Genomic DNA, 19155 nt, shown 5'->3' on the forward strand with positions numbered 1-19155 from the left:
ATTAAAGGAAAAATCATGGGTGCAAAGTATAAGAACAGAATAACTTTAGACGGTGTTTGTGTTTCTGAAGTAAGAAGAATCAAAGTACCATCAGGAGCAGATTTTCACTCGTTTTATCTTCATACGGTAGAAGAGGAGAAGACAGATGGCCGAAAAATGTATCATGATTTAATTTTTCAAATCAACGTACCTAGAAGCATTGCTCAGAGATTCAGAGCAATTATTCCACTAATTAAAGTAGGAATCGATTTACAAATCAAAGGAAAACTCAGGGCCAGAGAAAAATTCTACGCTAACGGCCTTATTGCTTATCCTCTTTCCTTAAAGGTTGAATCGATTGAAATCGTTGGGTCTAACTATGGATATAACCCTGACATTGTTGAGAAAGTTTCGAATATCATTGATAGAAATGATGCCGTTACACAAAGCTACAATAAAAGGCTCCCTTCTCAGCAAACTAAAGAAGAAAATGATCCATCTAGGAACTATAAGAATAGGTCGGACAATACACCGAGAAGACCTCCTGCGCAGTCCTTTAATGAGGTAGGCAGTCAGAGTAACTTTAACGAAAATCAAAAACGCTTATGGGATAGCCTAGAAGGTGGAGTAACCAATGAGCAACAATAAAATCAATAACAAAAATCTTTCTGCATTTGGGGGCAGAGGGTGGCACACGCTATTACCGTGTTTTCTTGCACTAGTAATTCTTTCATCATGCGGAATCGTAGGACAAGAAGAGGCAAAAAAGGAAGACACGGGTACTTCAAGATCATCACAGGGCCAGACGACAAAACCTAGCTCAGATGATGATCTTGACGGTATAGCTAATAGCAATGACGGCAACAAAGACCTATGGGAGAGCTTGGAAGTAGAACCTCATGGAGTAGAAGTAAGTATCACACCAGTATGGAGTGATGGGGTTAGCTTTGATTACTCTTTTAATTGCAGTAAAGAGCACTATGCCAAAATCGAGAAGGAAGTTATTAGAAACAGAGTCTTAAGTGAGGCATATCAAGTCAATAATGAACGCGGGACATCGATGCCGGCGGGCCTTGACAAAACGATGGGATGTTTTAGAGCTAACGAAATTGGTGCGATTGAGCTTGCTAATAATGATTATAAAAAATCAGAAGGAATAAGACTTAAAGCAAAAGGGAATGTGAAGTTTAAGATACCACAAGGAGTTTTCCTAATTGAAAATATTAGATTTGCAATTGGTAAATATGACAGCAACAAAAACATATTTACAGAGCTTGGTGATTTTACATTAATCGATCAAACGAGAGAAAATAAACAAATAAGTGTCGCCGGAACAGCTTCAAGTGTGATTAGTGTGCCGTTGCTACATAGTGACATAATGTTAAATACAGAAGGAAACGAGGATATATTCAGTTTAAACAACGGAATCTTTATTAAACTAAAAGACTATACCTACAAAACAAGCCTTGGAGAAAAGAGGTACGTAAATACGTATAAAAGCTTTAAAGAATCGAGGGCCACGCTTAGGGTTATGTCACAAGAAAAGACTGAGGGGTTTACTACAAAAAATGTGGGCCTAACTCTTGGAAAAATTAAGGACTTATATGGCAGACTCGGGCTCAGGTCACACGACAACAGAATTGTAGGTGTATTTGATAAATATAACACATCTCTTGATTCAACAGACGTTTTAAGCGCAGACATTAACAATCTCGGTAAGGGGATGGTGTATGCGCTAGGTTTTGAAAATAACCTAGAGGCAACACTTCCGTTATCCAACGATAACATTATTGTTCACATGGAGAATCTTGATCTCTTAAAGGGTGGAGGATTTGAAAAAAATCTAGAAGTTTCAAAAGCAGATAAGATTGAGTTCAACGCGAAACTGGGATCTACAGTAAATCTTACTCTAGATTTAAAAAGAGCAAAAGCTAAGCTTGTGAATCATCAGATTCGTACTAGCTATGAATACTGCGTACCAGGATCAGTTGGTAGAGTAAATTTTGAATGTCATCATGCGAACTGTCACTACACTCATCAAAGAATTGGTTTTGATGAGGCAAACTTTAATGACGTAAGTGAGTATCTAAAATGGGTAAAATTAACGATTAATGGATACGAGGTTGATCTCGAAAATGTCTCAGCAAAGATGGCGACTGACTCTAGTGAGGTTCATATTCGATTCAATATTGAGCCTTCTTTATTAGAAAAGGGTGTCCATGCCTTAAGGAACGAAAACACAGTAAAAGTAGAATCTATCGATAGCAGCATATCACTACTAAGAAAACGAGTTAATGCGGGCGATTGTGACACAAGAAAAACAACAATGAAAGGTGATGTTTTACAGACCGTGAATGAGAAAACAATTTTCCAAGGATCGGTTTCTATAAAGAGCGTACTTTAGGAGGGTGAATGAAAACGATTCAGACTATTTTTCTAATCATTGTTCTAACATCTATTGGCAAACCAACGATTGCTTATGATTACAATGACTATAATCAAAGAATACAGATGTCAGACCTTAAACTAAAAAAGCGTATTACGAATAATCGTATTGCATGGGGATTGGCCACTGGTATCGCGTCATTCCTATTAGCACCAAAGCCTTTCAATAACAAGATGCTAAATGGTGTCATTTTTTTCGGTATTGGATTTGGCGGCAAGGCCCTTTTAGACGGGTATAGCGACAGAAGACCAACTATTACAGAAGAATTTGAAGAACAAAGAAAAAGGGATTTATTTAATGGGCATTAAAATTTTTATAATTCATATTCTTTGCTTGGTAGTGCTTGGAGAAGCAAGCGCGAAGAATGACAAAAACATGTACGACAAATTTAATAATATGTGGCAAGGCCCATTGGTAATGGAGCCTAATGAAATAGCACAGAGTCAGATTGATCTAATAAAGATCAATAAGGACTACTTACTCGATCCCAAAGATGACCGATTTTGGAGAGAAGGGAATCATGTACCAGACGAAGGTTTACTTGAATGGTTAAAAGACCCTGAAAGCGTCGAAAAGGCCATGAACTATCATTTAAGAATGTCTATAAAAGACAAGACAATGAAGACACTAAGGCGAGTTGGGGAAGTTGCACACAGAAAGCTTATTGAAAGTGGGCAAATTAAAGATGTACATAACCAGATGGCCTATTTGCGAGAAATTACAAAGAACCATCCTATTTATAAAAACGAAAGAGAAAAAGAGAGTTTACTTGAAACTAAAGAAGATTCAGTTGTGACTTCCTCATCGGGAATCAGCAAAGAAAAACAATCTTCTGGTAAAGAAAAGAGTAATACTTTCATCTTCTTTATGACCGATCCTAATTGTCCAAACTGTGAGGCACAGGCGAAGATACTTAAAGAGTTCTCAGACAAGGTTATAGTTCTCCAAGCTCTACCCGTAGATCCTGCAAGGGACAATGAATATCTCAAAGGGAACACGATACCTAGAGACTTCAAAAAGTACGAAGGGCTACCAGATCCACAACTCTTAAAAAAGAAGTCGAGAGTTGAGTGGTTTGGAAGTGAGTTTAAAACTGCATTGAAACTGCCATTTATTGTTGTGGCCAACTACAGAAAGGAAGGTCAAAAACCTAGAACATCTGAGTTTGAAGGTCTAGTTACCTCAGAAGAGATTGTAAGTGCGATTAAGGGGGTTGAGAGTGCTGACTAAGTTTGAAAATGTAGCGTTTCTTGCAAACGCAGCATGGGAAAAAACATTTCAGTTCAAGCCTGTTCAGTTGAAAACTCAAGATGCAACCCATGTGTTTAGCACATTTGGCACAATTGCTTACTACTTATTTATTGCGCTGTACACCTACCTTTCTTATATGGCGATTAAAGATCTGATCTCAAGCAAGGGTGATAAAGAGAGGGCAGTAATGAGAGGCATGGGAATTGTCGTTATGGCGATCGGAATTAATTATCTTAAGAGTATGTCGTAGACATAAGGGAGAAATAAATATGTTACCTGTTAATAGAAGTTTTGTACAAATTAAGTGGTTTCTAATCTGTATTCTTTGCGGAATCAATGTTCAAGCTGACAATAAGGGGAATTTCGGTATTCCACTTCCGTCAGGAGGAACCTCAAACACGATTATTTCAGATAGCTTAAAGTGGTTTAATTTCAGTACTGAGTCAGCGGCCAGAGTTTTGCTTCTTGGCGCTTTCGGTCTCCTGATTTGGTCTTTATTTAAGAAAGCATTTCAGACTACTGCGGTCTGTGCAATAGCGATCGTTTGCTTAGCTGTTTATACGGATGTTAGAGGATGGGTATTTGGTTAAATGGTCGTCTACGATGAAGATCACATTGAAAAAATACCAAACCTTGAAGTTGAGTCATCTGCACTAGGTATTACTGTGACAAACTGGATAATTATCATATCGACTGGATTCTGCTTTCAGTTTATTAGTCCAAAAATGATGATCCTTGGAACTTTAAGTGCTGGTGTCTTAGTAAATAGAAAATCGTCTCTTGATAAAAGAGGGTTTCCAGTGTTTTTAAATAGAAAAGTAATCTACACACTAGAGAGATTAAGAATCTACAAGCTCTTGTTTGGAAAACAAAACAGGCTGAAGGAAAAACTATAATGACGGACGCAGTTAGACCAGGCATTAACACAATGACGGAAAAGTTGGATCAAGGAGGATTGCTATACTTAGAAAAGAAAATCAATCGTTATTATTCATTCATAATCGTTGTTCTTGTCATTGTATTGATAGGGTTACTTGTTGTTGTTTACCATCTCGCTAACAGAAAAGAGAGAGTGGTCATCACTCCTGCTGTACAAAGAACTATTGTCGTGGATGAAGACTACATGATTTCACATCCTTTTGCTGAAGCTTTTTCGAGAAGAATAGTAGACCTAAGTGAAAACTGGAATTTTCAAAATCTTAGATATAATCACGAAGAACTAAAGAAGCTTTACTATTCACCTGAGCTAATAAGTTCACTAGAACATAATGCCGAAAGTGACAATCTTTACGAACTTGTTAAAGAGAAAAAAATGGCGTCATACTTCGATATTGATTTTAAGAAGTCTGAAATTTCACAGTGTAAAAAAATCCAAAGGATCTGTGCTTATATCGTTGGAAGAAGACATTTAATGGTTAACGGAAACAGACCTTTAGATGAAAGAGAAGTTGCCTATTTCATTATGGGTAAAGTTGTAAACCCAACAACAAATCCAAGCCAGATGGCAATCATCACAACCAGAGTTGATGTTTTTGACAGAGATAATGATCGAATATCTGACGCAAAAGAGTTGTATGAGATTGCAAAAAGTGGAGTTATTCCAAAGAGGCGAAGATGAAAAAAATTATTTTATTATTTCTTATTATGTGTACAAATTATGCGTATTCAGGAGTTTACGAGGTATCTAGCATTTCTGAGTCAATTATGGCCTTGCCAGGTATTCCGAAATACTCAGCATGTATCCCTAATAAACATGCGACATTTCGTTCTCTATATGAACTATCACAGGCCGGAAGCAGCAATCTGAAGATGGCAAACACGCTCCATAAGCTTAAGGGCATGGATCTATCAAAATCCCTTGTTGTTATGCCAAAAAACAAAGAAGGTGAAGAGAGATGTGTGTTTACACTTCAAGGTGGAGGAAAAGTTGAAGCTGTTTTGAGATTTAAAGCGAGGGCAAAGTCGCCGCTTGTAACACTAGGAAAAAAGTTTGGTGCGAGTTCTGAGAAGTTAGCAACCCCTGAAAAGTCGTCATCGTTTTCAGATGCGTTACTGATAGGCGAATATTTTGAAAATCAACTTCCTTCAGGTTTTACAGTTGTTCACTCGTTACAAGCAAAACCCTTAGTTATGCTTAGGAAAGATACGGGGAAAAAGCATGATTATAGAATCATTTCAGTTATTACAAATGGATTTGATACAAATATCGCAGAAATCATCATTCCTGAGAGATTGAATAGCTATGAAAACAAAATAGACGACCTTGGAGTACTGTATGCCCACACTATTTTAACGGGCAAAAAGGGTTCTAGGCTAATAATTTCTTATAGTAATAAAGTTACTATTGATGAACTGATTGGATACTTAAAGTAAGGATAAGGCCATGTATAAAAAACTTGTTTCTATGTTAATTGTAATTGGCTCACATAATGCACTCTTTGCATCTGTGTCTTTTGGAGAAAGCTTGTCAAATCTATCTTCAAGCACTCCAAATATTGTGGATGATAGAGTTGACAAAAGAATGGTGGGAAGTAGAACGACTCCTCATGTTTCGGGGCTAGGGGTATCTACACTTGAGCTACAATCACTTTTAAGATCTGCAAGAAAGAAGTTTGAAGAAAAAGGGAGCGAATTAACGAGGTTGCCAATTATACCTGATCTTCCTACAAAAAATACTAAGGAAGTTAATAATAATGCAAAAAACGATAATTCAGACAAAAGTAAACCTTCATTGCCGCGTAAAGGAAGTGAAGTAACTGACTCTGTTTCATCAACGGCCAGTGCACCTATAAGAAGATCGTCGAAAACTGCACCGAAAAAGCCTAAAAAAAGGTCAGTTCAAAATAGTTCGATCACATTTTTTAACACTCATATCCCAACAGAAAACCTTGATAAAAATGCTTTGATTTCAGCAGGTGCGAGCTCTATGGGAGAACTTATGCTTAAGCTTGAGATAGATACTTCCTCTGAAAAGGATAAGGACAGAGCAGATATTCGACTACACGGAGCCTTTGTGGGGCCAAATAAGCTATATGTCGATATGAGTAATTGTCATATTATTTTTAAGCCAATCCCGAAGTATAATACAGAAAGAGTAAAAGGTGAATTGAAACGAATAAGCTGTGTATCTGATGACGGCAAAGAGTTTAATGAAGAAATCAAAGGTCATATTCGAGATGCAGAAGATGAGGCGATAGGCTTAAAGGCCATCACTGACATGACAAATATGCAAAAAGGTGGCGCTTGGGCGGCCGGTAGTGCAATCACAAAAGCAATAGGAGGGGGTCTAGCACAGACTCAGGTTACGAGTGAAATTTCTCAATCGAGTGGCATCGTTGACCCCGTTACAATTTCAAATATTACAGGATCACAGGGAGCCTTTGTTGCAGGTAAAGCAATTGAGGCAAGTCTAGGGAAACATGCAGACAAGATGAGAGATTACTACTGGAATCTAGTGCCTCCTCTTGTCGTTGAAGGTGGGAGAGAAGTTATAGTTTGGTTTGAAGAAGGATTAGAAGTACCAGTGAAATACCTAAAAAAAGAGTCAAAGGATGACTTGTTATTTGATTCATTGTCTATTTATTAGACAGTAAAAAGTACACGGTTTCGCATAGTTCTTTTTTTAGATCATGTGAAACTAGATTTACAAGTTATCAAGCATTTACGTTATGTCTCATGGTTGCTTTCTTTTTTGCGAAACCTCTATTGGTTTTGCGAAAAAGCTACGAAATTAGCTAATGAAACTGACTCTGTTTTTTTGTAATCTAGCATCAAGAAAACGGATGCGATTGGTTCTATCCCATATCATCATCACATCAAATTGTCTTATTACCACTGTTGTTCAAACAGACCTATGCCAAAGACATCCGTTTTATTTATTGGAGAATTGATGAAGATGAGATTAAATATTATATACCTAACATTTTTTATTTTTTTTACTTCTTGTTCTGAGATGCCTATCGGGAATCACCCGACCAAGAGGCTAATGGGCCAACAGTCAAAATATCAAAAAAGCAAAAAACTAATCTCACGTGAAAAGCAAAAGAGCTATGCAATTGACGGAGAGAATGTCTATATAAAGGTATCTACATACCCAAGGGTTAGGTCAGGCAATGCGATTGAAATTGAATCAACTTATCTTGTACCCGTCAGAAAAAAGAAAAAGAAAGACCTTAAGAGTATTTTAAAAGAGGTGATCAATGAATAGGATCGCTAATAAGACAAAAGAATTTGTAAAAAATATTCTCAAACAAAAAGGCCTACAAAGACAGTACATTAATGTTTTCACAGACTATGCTGAAATTGAAGGTAATTTTCTAAGAATGAACGATGGGGGCCTTGTTTATTCCTTTGATGTTGATGGCGTTTATGACGAGCCAATGATGCCATACCAACTAATTTCGGAAATTGATACATATCTTACACATTTTAGAGATGTTCAAGATACCTTCAAGGAAAAGGGTTATGATGTTGTAATTCAGCTAATAAAGTCTGTTAGAGGAGATTACAATCAGGAAACTCATTCTACAGATAATGATAATGTTTTCGAAAATCTTTACAATGACAAACTGAACTACCTTAACAAATACGTAGGAGTAGCGCATGAGCAACTTTCAATAGTTGTAAGAGTTACTAGCGAAGAACAGAATGAAAATACAGATATTTCAGACATAGGAAAGAAATTATTTACGACTCTATTGAAAGATGATCTAGATTATGGTCGTTCTTGCAGCGTTGAGTGTGAAAAACTTATTAAGATGACTGTTGCAGGGTCTAAGTTAAGCCTTAAAAGAATACCTCCTGAAGTTATCCTTAAAAAGGTTCAAAACAAAATTGTTCCAAGTGAATCATTAATACCTAATCACGATTTCTACGAAAACAGATTCTACTTTCATGGGAACGTGTCAGAGATTGAGAGGACGGGTACACTATTACACACAGACACTAGAGACGTGTCAGTAAAGTCATCTGTTTTTTATCTCGATCCTGGATACGACGTTAGAATGATGACGGGACTCAGAGACTTTATTCATGCTCTCCCGACTCTCGATTTTGATATTGTGCTTACTCTTTCAGATTTCGAAAGCTCTACTCCGCTTGACATGAAGATACGACACTTTAATTTAAGTGATAAAGACATTGATGATGAAAAATTAAGAATATCGCCGGACAATCCACTTGTGAATACATCACTAGTCGTTGTTGCTTACGGTATTGAAGAAGAGTTTCATAAAAGGATTCGAGATAATAGCTTAAACAGTATGATGGCAAAGATCTTACCTGATCAAGCTTGTCCTAAATATCAATTCGCATCTTCTCTAGATGGAAACTGTACTTCGTTCGATAATAATAAAATAGAAAGATGCAGAAGACTACCCTTATTTAGAATGAGAGGAATTTTACCAATTTACGAAGCCCCTTCACATTACAAAGAAGGGGGAATGACGATGTCACGATATGGATCAGTTGCCTTATTGGAGGAACACTTTAAAGGACAAGGGCTTGGGCACATTGCTGTATGTGCAACAAGTGGATCTGGAAAATCTACTACAATAAACGACCTAATATGTGAGTTTCAAAGAGAGCACCCAAATGGGATCATCAGGGTTCTTGACTACAGAACATCTTACGAGAAACTTGCGGAGGATTCTGGTGGTAGAGTAGTTAAGGTTGCAGAGCTACTTAATAGTGAAGAAGGCTTTTCGCTTTTTAACATTAAGCAGAGAAGAGAGGAAGATATTAACTCTATGGCTTCTAATATTATTACAGCCATAGAGACTTACTCGAAAGATTATCGAGAACATATTCTTGATATGCAAATCATATCTACGGCCCTTAAGATTGCGTACACTTCTAGCAGGAATTCAGAATACTGTCTTAAGTGGGATGATGTAGTAAGAGTAATGCCACACGTGAAGGAAGAATTGCTAAATCATCAAGTGGGAGAGCAGTCATTAGACGAAAGAATTCAGACAATAAACACACTTGGCTCAATCTTTAAGATTGGAAACTTGAGAAGTATTTACAATGTCGATGCAAAGATAACCGAAGCGAGTTCTAGGCAGTTTGAGGTATATGACCTGATGGGGTCGGGTGATGAGAAGAGAATGCTTGTGAGTTACTATGTAGCGTTTCTCAGAATCAATAGAGACTTTGCCATGGTTGATGAATCAGTGCCTAAGTTGTTCATTATTGATGAAACAAATGTATTAATTGGAAAAAGCAATGATAAGGACAGTAGGTTGGCTAGAGCAGCCGCTCGTTTTGCAGTTGATTGTGGTGAAACAGGAAGAAAGAGTAATCTTAAATTTATAATTTCCTTTCCTAGTTTTGAACTTTTGACATCTAAAGCGGGCAGAACTTTGTGGGAACTTTGCCCTATAAAGAAATTTTTAGAAATGAAGGATATGTTTGAGTCATTCAAGGCACATTATCAAGATACATATAATCCAGCAATGCTACAAAACATTGAAAGCCTCGTAAAAGAAGAGTCTCTTTACAGAACAGCAGTTTTCACAATTGATAAAAGGGATGGGAATGATGTTAAAATGTACAGTTCATTTTCATATTTATCACCACTATCAGAGGCATACTTTACTACGACTCCTAATGATTTAGCATTCTATAAGAGAGAGAAGTTGGATAGCGGTGCAAGAGAGGCGATAAAGAAACTCCACGAACAAATTTTAAAAAGAAGAAACACTCGCCTTTTAGAAGCAGGAGTGTCGCAATGATCTCTAAAATATTATCTCTATACCTATTAAGTAGTCCTCTTGTTTACGCAGAAAAGGTCTACTCGCTTTTCCCCAAACCGGTAGCTCTCCCTACAAAGGCATCTGTAAAAATAATTGACAGCAGAATAGGGCTTAGCACACGTCAGGTTTGTGGATATAACGATTGGAGTTCTATTCAGGCCTATATTCCTGCTGAGCTTGCAACGGGGAAGCACTGGGAAGGTGTCGGGGCAAAAGCTGTCGCAACAATGAAAGACACAGCGACAAACGTTTTCATTGGATCTACAGATCAATACTTAATGAATGTTTCGCCATCTGCATATGCTGTCATGGATAAGTATCAAAGAATGGGTTATATGCAATACACCCTAGACAAAGATGATTGTAAGACAATGGAATCTCTGATTGATTCTACAGGCTTAGCGAACTCACCACTTACTCAGTGTATTAAAAATAGGCCGCCAGGAATGAGCTTTTCACAAGCAAAGACAGCTTGTCAGAACAGGGTTAACTCGGACTTAAAAAAGAGAGCAGGAATGGAGGAAAGGTTAAGCAATGTCGAGGAAAAAAACAAGATCCTCAAGACAGAGGAGCCAACACTAGAAAAGTTCATAAGCATTATCTTTGGAGATGTTCAATCGAGCGGAACGACTAAGAAAGACGGAAAAAAAGTAAACAGAGGAGAGATTGTAAGAAAGTTTTCATATGAGATCATCTCAGGAATAACTTTAAAGGGAACAACAATAATTGCTCAGCATAATAATGTTAGAGCATCCCTAAGTAATAGTTTTTTTAAAAGCAGAGAAGAGACTAAGGACGCTTTATACATAGTCTTAAATGAGGCATCAAAATTACTAGACAAAGGATTTGGTGACGAAAAGATTAATGGAATAATCAACAATAAGTACTTTAACCCTGAAGGGGATAGCTACTTTATTGGACAAAAGCTTTCATATATTGGGGAAACTAAAGACGAGATAACACCTTTAATTGAAGCAGAATACATCGTATCCCTTGCTAAAATGAACACATCAAACGATGAGGACTTTTTTAAAAAGAAAGGTACAAGAGCGAATGGTGTAGTAGGGCGACTAGCAAGCCTGAGAAGCTACATTGAAGGAGAAGAAACACTTCTTGCAATTAAATCAGAAACAGAAAATAAATGTATGTTTGACCCAAGGCTGCAAAGCAGAGAGTACCAGATTAACTGCAAGGGCCTTATTAATATCATAAACACAAGTAGAGAGAGATTACTTAGTGAAAAAAGAATGTCGGAAAACCTATTTAAGGCAAAGCAAAGAGTAGCAGATATTGCACTAAGATCCCAAAAAAATGAAGTCAATGGTGTATTAATTGATAATTTCATGAAAAAGGATGGAAAGTAATCTAGATGATCGCACTAGGAAACTTACTAACAGAGGGGATTCAGAATAGCGGAAACGAGGTCGCTATTATGATATCTAATGCTCTGTACACATCTCCGTTCGGCCACTTTGTGAAGCAATTTAGTGTAATGATGATTATTCTAACAATTGCAACTAAGCTTGGAAAAGTAGACAGTGAATCATTCGAGGTTTCAAAAAGAACAACAGGATACCTACTAGCGGCAGTATTTTCGTCGCTCTTAATAATGCCGGCCCCAAGTGGAAGACCGTTTGGGATGGCCATGTTTGAAACGATTGCAGAAATGCTTGTTAACACTTTGGAGAAAAAAGTAATTGCTCCGCTCGTAACAGGTGGAAAAGAAGGATTCGCTAACAAGACTTACTTGATGGACATGGTTAGCGAGTCACTGAACTGCGAAGTACCAGAAGAGGAAAAGCCAATTCTTGAAGCCTTGAGAAAAAAATGTATTCCACACGGAAAAATAGATGATGGAACTCGTAACATTGCACTAATTGACTTAGTTTCAGGTACGGTTTTGGATCACTACGGAGCCCCTTTCGACCTTGATAAGCTTAGTGAAAAGTCGTTTACGATCACAAACAAAGGTAGAGATGTTCAGATTAACTGCAAGGATCTCAGAGACACATTCATAAGTAGAAGACTAGAAAACCTAGAGAAGAAATATTATGGAAAAATCAAGAAAAATGCGATTGATAAAAGTACATTAAAACTATTTAAGAAAGAGTATCCAACAGACAAGGCAATGAAGAACCTTGTGAACATAAAACATCAATGCATGAATTACAATATCAAAGGATATACAAACGACCTAGCAGAAGCAACAAGAAGTGCGCAAGTAAGTAATGAATATATTGATGCAGGAAACTGGTATAACAGTGTTACTGGTTTCGTTTCTAGAATGTGGAATGGAGCAATAAGGTGGACTGGTCTTTCTCACGAATCAGAAAGAGCCACACTTGAAAATCAGTACAGAGAAATGATCCTCGATTTTCCTTATGCAATTAGCATCGCCTATCTTGCCCTTCAAGTATCGTTTTCCTTTGTTGTTTATGTTCCATACCTTACTGGGAACCTGTTCTTTGTAAAGGCCTGGACTACGGCATACTTTGCAGTTGTCTTAAGCGGATATGTGTTAATCATAATGAGGCTAGGATACTCAAATATGCTGCATTCAATACCAGAGTTACAGAGTTTTGCTGAGAGCTATAGTTTAGTTGGGACAACCTTCACATTTTCGGCAATAGAAAATATTCAAGACGAATTGGCGAGAAGTATAGTTGCATACTTAAAGTTCGAACAACGAGTTCTAATGTTCATCATGGCAGGGGTTCCGGCAATGGGTGGACTTATGATGTTCAACAGGTCTTCGACGGGCGGTCGAATCGGTAACTCAATGAAACAACTCTTTCAAAAAAATGGAGTTGGTCAAACTAGGAAATTTGCAAGTGATGTAATGGATCAGTCTTCTATGCTCAACAAAGTAAAAGAAGGTGCTTCCAATAAGTTTAGTGCCGGTTCAATGAAGGTTGCCTCGGCGATTGATAAAGGTGCACCAATAGTATCTGCGACAAAAGCAGGAGCTTCCAAAATTGGTGCAGCATCAGCATCGATGGCAACAGCAGGTGCTTCAAAAGTGGCCGCCATGGCAACTGTGGGAGGCCCGATAGGAACAGTAGCAGGAGTGGTAAGCATAGGTGCAACTCTAGCAAAGAAGGGGATGGATGTTGCTACAAGTAGCGGTGGTCAACAGAAGAATGACTCTAGCACTGAGAAGGGGGCCAAACAATGAAAACAAAAAAAGCACTTTTAATTGTAGGCATGATAGGGGTGGTAAATTTTTATTCACAAGCAAACTTTGAAACAGGAGTGGAAAAAATTTTAAATTCAGATGAAATAAAAAGTGATTTCGGTGAAATAATGAGTAGTATTGCTTTAAATTGCCTAGATCCTAGTAGGCTTCAACAAAACTACGTAGAGTTTATCGAAGAGATGAGCCGATTAGCCAAAGGTTTTGTAGAGGTTGGGCCAGCTCTCGCAATCTTAACAGGTACAGCTAAAAGATATCCGAATCTTTGCAATGTGTATACAGATTACCATGCCTCAACGATTGAAACAGAAAATAAGCTTATGTCTAAAAAGACAGATGGGCCTATAAGTATAAAAACTTATTCGATGAATATTTCATACTATTGGCCAAAGTATATGATTGATGTGACAGAAACGGGTGGATCACCTGCATCGTTTTTCACGGAAGGCAATTCTCTATACTCTTTAAACAGAAAAATATCTGACAAAATAGAACTAGGAAAACTAGACGAGGCTCTAATTGCATCTGCGCCGAGTGAAAGTAAAAACTTCTTAGCTCTAAATGCTTCAGTTTCAAAAATGAACAGAATGAGGATTACAGGATCAACAGTTATGCCTACACTAGAGGCTCATGCCTGGCCCGTTGCCTTGTCTCATAAAATCGCGAAAGATTTTACGGTCTGTGGCCCAGAAAGAGAAAAACTTGGTCTAAGTGCAGGAGGGATAAAGTGGCCAGTTCCAATGGTTCCTATGACGTGTCCCGTTGCAACGAGTGAAGACATACCTTTTGCATGGGATACTGGCGCAATTGACCTTATTTCAGCAGATGGACTAACAAGAGCTAAGGCAGGAATGGATATACGTTTATGCGGAGCTGACATTGTGCAAAGAGCAGTTGGTAAATTCTCAGGGAAAATATCAGAAGTGGCTCCTCCTTTAGAAAAACTTCAGGGAGAAACTCCCGTTATGAGATCGGCCCTAATGGGGTGTTCATTCCCTTTATCTAGCTCAGAGGGAATGGTTAATAACATTAGAAAAAGTGCAAGCATGAATCCTTTATCAAAAGTTTCATGTACACCATGGGGCGCGCTTTACCCGAGATCGGGGAAAACATACCAAAGAAACGATTACACTTATGCAAATACGGCCCTAAGGTTTAAGTCACTAGCCAATGATGTCTTCGGTCTTGAAATAGGGGCAGATGAGAAGGTTTCATCATATTATCCATTCGACACAAGAGCATTTGGCCTCTACTCATATGGTGACATTAGAATGAAAGACTCTTCAACAGATCCATTGTTTATTGCTAAAGAAGTCGCAAACCAATCTCTTTCTCTATCATACAAAAATGTGCTTGGCGCAAGTGACAGAGTTACTGCTACGGCAATTGAAATATCTAGGCAAGACGCAATCAAAAAAGGAAAAATAAGGCCTTTTGACTCGAAAAAGAGAGTTTACACAATTTGGGAAAAGATATCATGCGTATCTCCTGCACAGATTCAAGAGATAAAAGTCATGGGGCAACCAACTGTTCGTAAATACAACTCATGTCAAAAGGCAATAAGAGTTGAAGCGTACAAACTTTTTCAACAAAAGTATTTACGAAGGCTTTGCGACTTAAGCGGTCAAACATTAGGAGTGAAATAATGAGTTCTATCAAGGGAACAACCAACTCTTTTAGACCAGTATCTTCTATTGATAGTAACTCTATATTCAATGAAAGAAATAATGGATCTACTAACTTCAGAAACCTATTAAAAGAAGCAATAAAAATGAAAGCTTCAGATATGCACGTAGAAAGAAATATGTCGGGTGGCTATGTCAGAGCAAGGGTAGACGGAAGCCTTGCGGTTATAAACGAAAGAATGGCAAAAGAAGATATTGTTGAAACGATTTCCAGCATTAAAAGAATATCAAAAATGGACGAAAGTACGGTTGAGATATGCCAGGACGGAGCATTTTCATTAAACATTAATGATACCAACTACAGATTTCGAGTTGCCTTGTCTCCAACAGTACACGGTGAAGAGGTCGTCATAAGAATCATTTATGATGAACAAACACTAAACTTAGAAGAAATGAATTACAGTGAAGAATTTGTATCGATTGCGAAAAGGTCTATTACTAAGTCTTATGGATTAATTGTTGTCACAGGGCCTACAGGGTCTGGGAAATCAACTCTGCTACAGGCAATGATTTCAGAGGTTAATAGTTACGACACAAAGATAATTTCGATAGAGAATCCGGTAGAAAGAATCATTCCAAACGTTACTCAAAAAAGCATATCACAAAAGCTATCGTGGTCGGATGCAATCAGATCTTCATTACGAGAAGATCCAGATGTTATTTATGTCGGAGAGGTTCGAGATAGAGAGAGCGCGATGCTAGTGATAGAAGCGGCAAAAACTGGTCATTTAGTAGTTACAACGGTTCACGCAAACGATCCAATACAAGCGGTGGACAGGTTTCATACATTTGGCATTGAAAAGAGCGATCTTAGTTCTGTATTAAGACTAGTTACTGCTCAAAGGCTTCTAAAAACAAAGGAAAGTCGTACCGACATTCCTTCTAGGATTCCTGCAATATCCTTTAATGAATATAAGAATGGAAGTATTTCTTATTTTAGTCCTACCCTTGATGAAAGCCTAGAGAGTTTTTATCAAGAAGGAATCATTGATGAAAGAGAGAAAGACAAATGGCAAAGCTAGGCAGTCAAAAGAACAGCGAACAATCAACAGAAATAAAAGATTTTGTATTTTGGGCAATTGTGATTATTGTTCTTTATGGGCTTATGCACTTGGTTTTCCCAAAAGTGTTCTTTCCTTTAACTTTCGCATTGTTTAGCAATGCTCTAGCAATACTGTGGAACTTCATTCTACTGATCCTTTCTTTTCTCGGCCTATACTATCTTGTTATAAAACCAGTTAAAAATTTTATCTTTCCAGAGCAGAAGAAACTTGGCCAGAAGCTTGAGTGGTATGAAAGTCACTACAAACATATTTCACCACACAAGGCACATATAAACCGTATTAGGTTCTCACTTCTTTCCGTCTTGATATTTACAATCTATTTTATGAGAAATCACATAGACGCTCTTTCATATTACAGATTTTACCCGATAGTAAAAGACGGTGAAGTATCACAAGAGGTTTTGGAATTTGAAAGACTAGTTTACTCAACAGGCCTTCAAGACTATCAGGCTATCTTTATATTGCTATCAATAACATATTTTATGCTCTTGCTAGAAGGGCGAATGCGATTGATCGCAAGAGGTACAAGTGTCGCGCTTGATTTTATTTACAATAATTTTGAATGGCGAAAGGATGTCGAAAAAATAAATACAAAGCTGAACGATGAAGACGAATTCAATTTAAGAATGGGGTCTAGATTCATGTCTGCCTTGAGAGAGGACATAATAGACGAGTCAACGGTTCATGAAAAGGAGGTCATTCTTCCAGAAGAAACACTTAGAGGGAATATACTGTTTATTAACCCAACGGGAGGGGGGAAGACACAATCTGCAATTATTCCTTTTATTAAACAGTTTATACACTGGAATGCGAAAAATGCACTAAAGAAGGCAACTGGAATTATTCATGATGCTAAAGCAGAACTTACTGAGAAAGTTATTCAAATCTGTAAAGATGCGGGAAGGGAAGATGATTTAATTATTCTTGAAATGGGGGGAAAGGATAAAACTAATATCATCCATCAGGAAAAGATCTGGACGGATGGTGACAAGGCTAACGTAATCTCATCATGGATTATCAACTCATGGATCAATTATCAGGGGAAAGGGCTAGGAGAGCCATATTGGGAGTCTCAAACCGATGCTCAATTAACAAAAGTAATCACCCTGCTTCATGCTAAGAAGCACAGTAGAACAACTATTTATGACGTTGCTCATGAGTTTGGCGAGCTGGCCGGTGGTTTCTCTGTAGAGGAAGTAAATAGTCGAGGAGTACATCAGTCTGTTGTTAATGGGTTAGGAAAAAGACTTCTCGCATATAGCATAATAGATAAAGAAGAAAGCGAGAAACTATCGTTCTTAAAGTCTAAAACTTATCAGGTTATAAAGGTGGAGGATTATTTTGCGAAATGGAACGAAAATGAAACAGACGAAGAAAGATTAGATATATCTCCAGAAGAGTTAAAGAGAAGAGAGTATGTAACGAAAGTTGAGGAAATTCTTGAACAAGAAATGATTAACTATTTTGATGAGCAGTCAAGTATGTCTGCTTCAGAAATAGAGAAAGATATAGAGAGAATAAATAAATTAATTAAGAACGGGGCACTGAACTCTAGCGCCATAGTTAGTCGCCAAGAAGAATTGTTTCACCTTGATGAAAAACTGAGAAAAGCGAAGGCCCAGGAAGAAGAAAAGAAAAAGGATTGGGACGAAAGAAAGTGGCAAATACTTGAAATGGTTAAAATCATTGATAACTCAAGTGAAATATTAACAAACCTGTCACTTCAGATCGCTAAAGAGCTTGATATAGATCTATCAAGTCATATCGATGATGAGGCCAAGGCCGACCATCATAAAAAATATCTTAAGCGTGTTATCAAGACAGTTGTTGAAGCAGGGCAAGGTCTAATAGAGTTTACACAAAGAACACCTCAGTTAAGGGCCTCTGTTATATCAACACCTCAATCTTTCTTTTCTAAGTTTACGACTCCTGATGCTAAAGATTGCCTGTCATCAGAGGATGGAAATATCAACTTTAGTAATATTATTGATGAAGGAAAGATTCTAGTTCCAAACTTACCGGCCATCGATCTAGGTGAAAAGCTATCTGGTGCGCTACTGACTCTTATAAAGATTAGATGGCAAGCAGATGTTTTGGCCACTCCTGAGCACTTAAGGATGATAAGGCCAAAAATTCAAGTAATGGATGAGGCGCAAAGATATTTAACACTTACAAATAATAATGATGATTTTTCATACCTTGAGTTTTCAAGAGGATTTAGGGGTATAACAGCATTAACATCACAGTCGGAATCTGCCCTTGCATCAAAAGCCGACAAAGCCGCCGTTTGGAATAAAGTTGATGGAGTTGTCAGAAGTAAGATTTACTTTTCTACAAGTGATAAAGAGTCTCAGAAATCAATTAAAGAGTCGTGTGGAGAACACAATGTTAAGAAGATATCTCGAACAGTGCAAGAAATGGCAAATAACCCAAACCTAGAGACTATCACAGAACTATACGAAGGTAACTCAAGCCTTTCTTTATCTTTCACAGAGTCGGAAACAACAGAGGCAAAAGTCCCCACTCATGTAATAAACGACCTTCCACCATACTGCGCCATTGGGAAAATATGGCTACACAATGAGATATTAACAAGAAGGCTTACATTTATCCCTGACTACTGGAAATGGAAGAATGATAAATGGTCATTAATATACAAATGTGGTCACAAAACTAAGTACAGAAACGTAACCAAATGGGGAATTATTATTGGTAACGTTCTTAACATCATACAAGGAATGCCTATATGTATTCGCAAGTTCGCAAAAGTAATCTAGTTGTA

Annotated in this window: 17 protein-coding genes; all 17 read left to right on the forward strand. The window is 37.6% G+C overall.

From position 1 onward, the window contains the following. Positions 1 to 15: 15 nt before the first annotated feature. The 17 genes from ABMA72_RS16225 to ABMA72_RS16305 all read left to right on the forward strand — a co-directional run bounded on the left by ABMA72_RS16225 (position 16) and on the right by ABMA72_RS16305 (position 19150). Positions 16 to 627, forward strand: a complete 612-nt coding sequence (locus ABMA72_RS16225) for a hypothetical protein (RefSeq protein ID WP_393057961.1) — start codon at positions 16 to 18, stop codon at positions 625 to 627. After that, the gene (locus ABMA72_RS16230; RefSeq protein ID WP_393057962.1) at positions 614 to 2383 is read left to right on the forward strand and encodes a hypothetical protein; all 1770 of its coding nucleotides are present in this window, start codon (positions 614 to 616) and stop codon (positions 2381 to 2383) included. Before ABMA72_RS16225 ends, ABMA72_RS16230 begins: the two co-directional genes overlap by 14 nt. Before the next feature lie 8 nt (positions 2384 to 2391). Beyond that, entirely contained in the window at positions 2392 to 2733 is a 342-nt protein-coding gene (locus ABMA72_RS16235; protein WP_393057964.1) for a hypothetical protein, read from the forward strand. Positions 2734 to 2800: 67 nt separating this feature from the next. Then, the gene (locus ABMA72_RS16240) at positions 2801 to 3655 is read left to right on the forward strand and encodes a hypothetical protein (protein ID WP_393057966.1); all 855 of its coding nucleotides are present in this window, start codon (positions 2801 to 2803) and stop codon (positions 3653 to 3655) included. Then, positions 3645 to 3926, forward strand: coding sequence for a hypothetical protein (locus ABMA72_RS16245; RefSeq protein WP_393057968.1), 282 nt, complete (start codon positions 3645 to 3647; stop codon positions 3924 to 3926). Before ABMA72_RS16240 ends, ABMA72_RS16245 begins: the two co-directional genes overlap by 11 nt. 19 nt (positions 3927 to 3945) lie before the next feature. Further along, a complete protein-coding gene (locus tag ABMA72_RS16250) occupies positions 3946 to 4266 on the forward strand; it encodes a hypothetical protein (RefSeq protein ID WP_393057970.1) in 321 nt (106 codons plus the stop codon). Further along, on the forward strand, positions 4267 to 4572 hold the full coding sequence (locus ABMA72_RS16255) for a hypothetical protein (RefSeq protein WP_393057972.1): 306 nt from the start codon (positions 4267 to 4269) through the stop codon (positions 4570 to 4572). Next, positions 4572 to 5294 (forward strand): TraE/TraK family type IV conjugative transfer system protein, encoded by a 723-nt coding sequence (locus ABMA72_RS16260; RefSeq protein ID WP_393057973.1) that lies wholly within the window; start codon positions 4572 to 4574, stop codon positions 5292 to 5294. The genes ABMA72_RS16255 and ABMA72_RS16260 overlap by 1 nt, the downstream gene beginning before the upstream one ends. Then, complete coding sequence (locus tag ABMA72_RS16265) at positions 5291 to 6049, forward strand: hypothetical protein (protein WP_393057975.1); 759 nt, start codon at positions 5291 to 5293, stop codon at positions 6047 to 6049. Before ABMA72_RS16260 ends, ABMA72_RS16265 begins: the two co-directional genes overlap by 4 nt. 10 nt (positions 6050 to 6059) lie before the next feature. After that, on the forward strand, positions 6060 to 7262 hold the full coding sequence (locus ABMA72_RS16270) for a hypothetical protein (RefSeq protein WP_393057977.1): 1203 nt from the start codon (positions 6060 to 6062) through the stop codon (positions 7260 to 7262). A 399-nt stretch (positions 7263 to 7661) separates the two neighbouring features. After that, entirely contained in the window at positions 7662 to 7883 is a 222-nt protein-coding gene (locus ABMA72_RS16275; protein ID WP_393057978.1) for a hypothetical protein, read from the forward strand. Continuing rightward, positions 7876 to 10410 carry a helicase HerA domain-containing protein gene (locus ABMA72_RS16280; RefSeq protein ID WP_393057980.1) on the forward strand — a complete coding sequence of 845 codons (2535 nt, stop codon included), beginning with the start codon at positions 7876 to 7878 and terminating at the stop codon, positions 10408 to 10410. The genes ABMA72_RS16275 and ABMA72_RS16280 overlap by 8 nt, the downstream gene beginning before the upstream one ends. After that, a complete protein-coding gene (locus tag ABMA72_RS16285) occupies positions 10407 to 11795 on the forward strand; it encodes a hypothetical protein (RefSeq protein ID WP_393057982.1) in 1389 nt (462 codons plus the stop codon). Before ABMA72_RS16280 ends, ABMA72_RS16285 begins: the two co-directional genes overlap by 4 nt. Positions 11796 to 11800: 5 nt before the next feature. Further along, entirely contained in the window at positions 11801 to 13606 is a 1806-nt protein-coding gene (locus tag ABMA72_RS16290; protein ID WP_393057984.1) for a hypothetical protein, read from the forward strand. Further along, the gene (locus tag ABMA72_RS16295) at positions 13603 to 15270 is read left to right on the forward strand and encodes a hypothetical protein (protein ID WP_393057986.1); all 1668 of its coding nucleotides are present in this window, start codon (positions 13603 to 13605) and stop codon (positions 15268 to 15270) included. The genes ABMA72_RS16290 and ABMA72_RS16295 overlap by 4 nt, the downstream gene beginning before the upstream one ends. Further along, positions 15270 to 16331: a GspE/PulE family protein gene (locus ABMA72_RS16300; RefSeq protein WP_393057988.1), complete on the forward strand. Its 1062-nt coding sequence runs from the start codon at positions 15270 to 15272 to the stop codon at positions 16329 to 16331. The genes ABMA72_RS16295 and ABMA72_RS16300 overlap by 1 nt, the downstream gene beginning before the upstream one ends. Further along, positions 16319 to 19150 (forward strand): hypothetical protein, encoded by a 2832-nt coding sequence (locus ABMA72_RS16305; protein WP_393057989.1) that lies wholly within the window; start codon positions 16319 to 16321, stop codon positions 19148 to 19150. Before ABMA72_RS16300 ends, ABMA72_RS16305 begins: the two co-directional genes overlap by 13 nt. Positions 19151 to 19155: the final 5 nt, after the last annotated feature.

The organism is Halobacteriovorax sp. CON-3 (assembly GCF_043196995.1).
Classification (GTDB): Bacteria; Bdellovibrionota; Bacteriovoracia; order Bacteriovoracales; family Bacteriovoracaceae; genus Halobacteriovorax_A.

What these genes read in the sequence shown, in the direction of transcription:
- ABMA72_RS16225 (WP_393057961.1), top strand. Translation starts at nt 16, where the DNA reads ATGGGTGCAAAGTATAAGAACAGAATAACTTTAGACGGTGTTTGTGTT.
- ABMA72_RS16230 (WP_393057962.1), top strand. Translation starts at nt 614, where the DNA reads ATGAGCAACAATAAAATCAATAACAAAAATCTTTCTGCATTTGGGGGC.
- ABMA72_RS16235 (WP_393057964.1), top strand. Translation starts at nt 2,392, where the DNA reads ATGAAAACGATTCAGACTATTTTTCTAATCATTGTTCTAACATCTATT.
- ABMA72_RS16240 (WP_393057966.1), top strand. Translation starts at nt 2,801, where the DNA reads ATGTACGACAAATTTAATAATATGTGGCAAGGCCCATTGGTAATGGAG.
- ABMA72_RS16250 (WP_393057970.1), top strand. Translation starts at nt 3,946, where the DNA reads ATGTTACCTGTTAATAGAAGTTTTGTACAAATTAAGTGGTTTCTAATC.
- ABMA72_RS16255 (WP_393057972.1), top strand. Translation starts at nt 4,267, where the DNA reads ATGGTCGTCTACGATGAAGATCACATTGAAAAAATACCAAACCTTGAA.
- ABMA72_RS16260 (WP_393057973.1), top strand. Translation starts at nt 4,572, where the DNA reads ATGACGGACGCAGTTAGACCAGGCATTAACACAATGACGGAAAAGTTG.
- ABMA72_RS16265 (WP_393057975.1), top strand. Translation starts at nt 5,291, where the DNA reads ATGAAAAAAATTATTTTATTATTTCTTATTATGTGTACAAATTATGCG.
- ABMA72_RS16270 (WP_393057977.1), top strand. Translation starts at nt 6,060, where the DNA reads ATGTATAAAAAACTTGTTTCTATGTTAATTGTAATTGGCTCACATAAT.
- ABMA72_RS16275 (WP_393057978.1), top strand. Translation starts at nt 7,662, where the DNA reads ATGGGCCAACAGTCAAAATATCAAAAAAGCAAAAAACTAATCTCACGT.
- ABMA72_RS16280 (WP_393057980.1), top strand. Translation starts at nt 7,876, where the DNA reads ATGAATAGGATCGCTAATAAGACAAAAGAATTTGTAAAAAATATTCTC.
- ABMA72_RS16285 (WP_393057982.1), top strand. Translation starts at nt 10,407, where the DNA reads ATGATCTCTAAAATATTATCTCTATACCTATTAAGTAGTCCTCTTGTT.
- ABMA72_RS16290 (WP_393057984.1), top strand. Translation starts at nt 11,801, where the DNA reads ATGATCGCACTAGGAAACTTACTAACAGAGGGGATTCAGAATAGCGGA.
- ABMA72_RS16295 (WP_393057986.1), top strand. Translation starts at nt 13,603, where the DNA reads ATGAAAACAAAAAAAGCACTTTTAATTGTAGGCATGATAGGGGTGGTA.
- ABMA72_RS16300 (WP_393057988.1), top strand. Translation starts at nt 15,270, where the DNA reads ATGAGTTCTATCAAGGGAACAACCAACTCTTTTAGACCAGTATCTTCT.
- ABMA72_RS16305 (WP_393057989.1), top strand. Translation starts at nt 16,319, where the DNA reads ATGGCAAAGCTAGGCAGTCAAAAGAACAGCGAACAATCAACAGAAATA.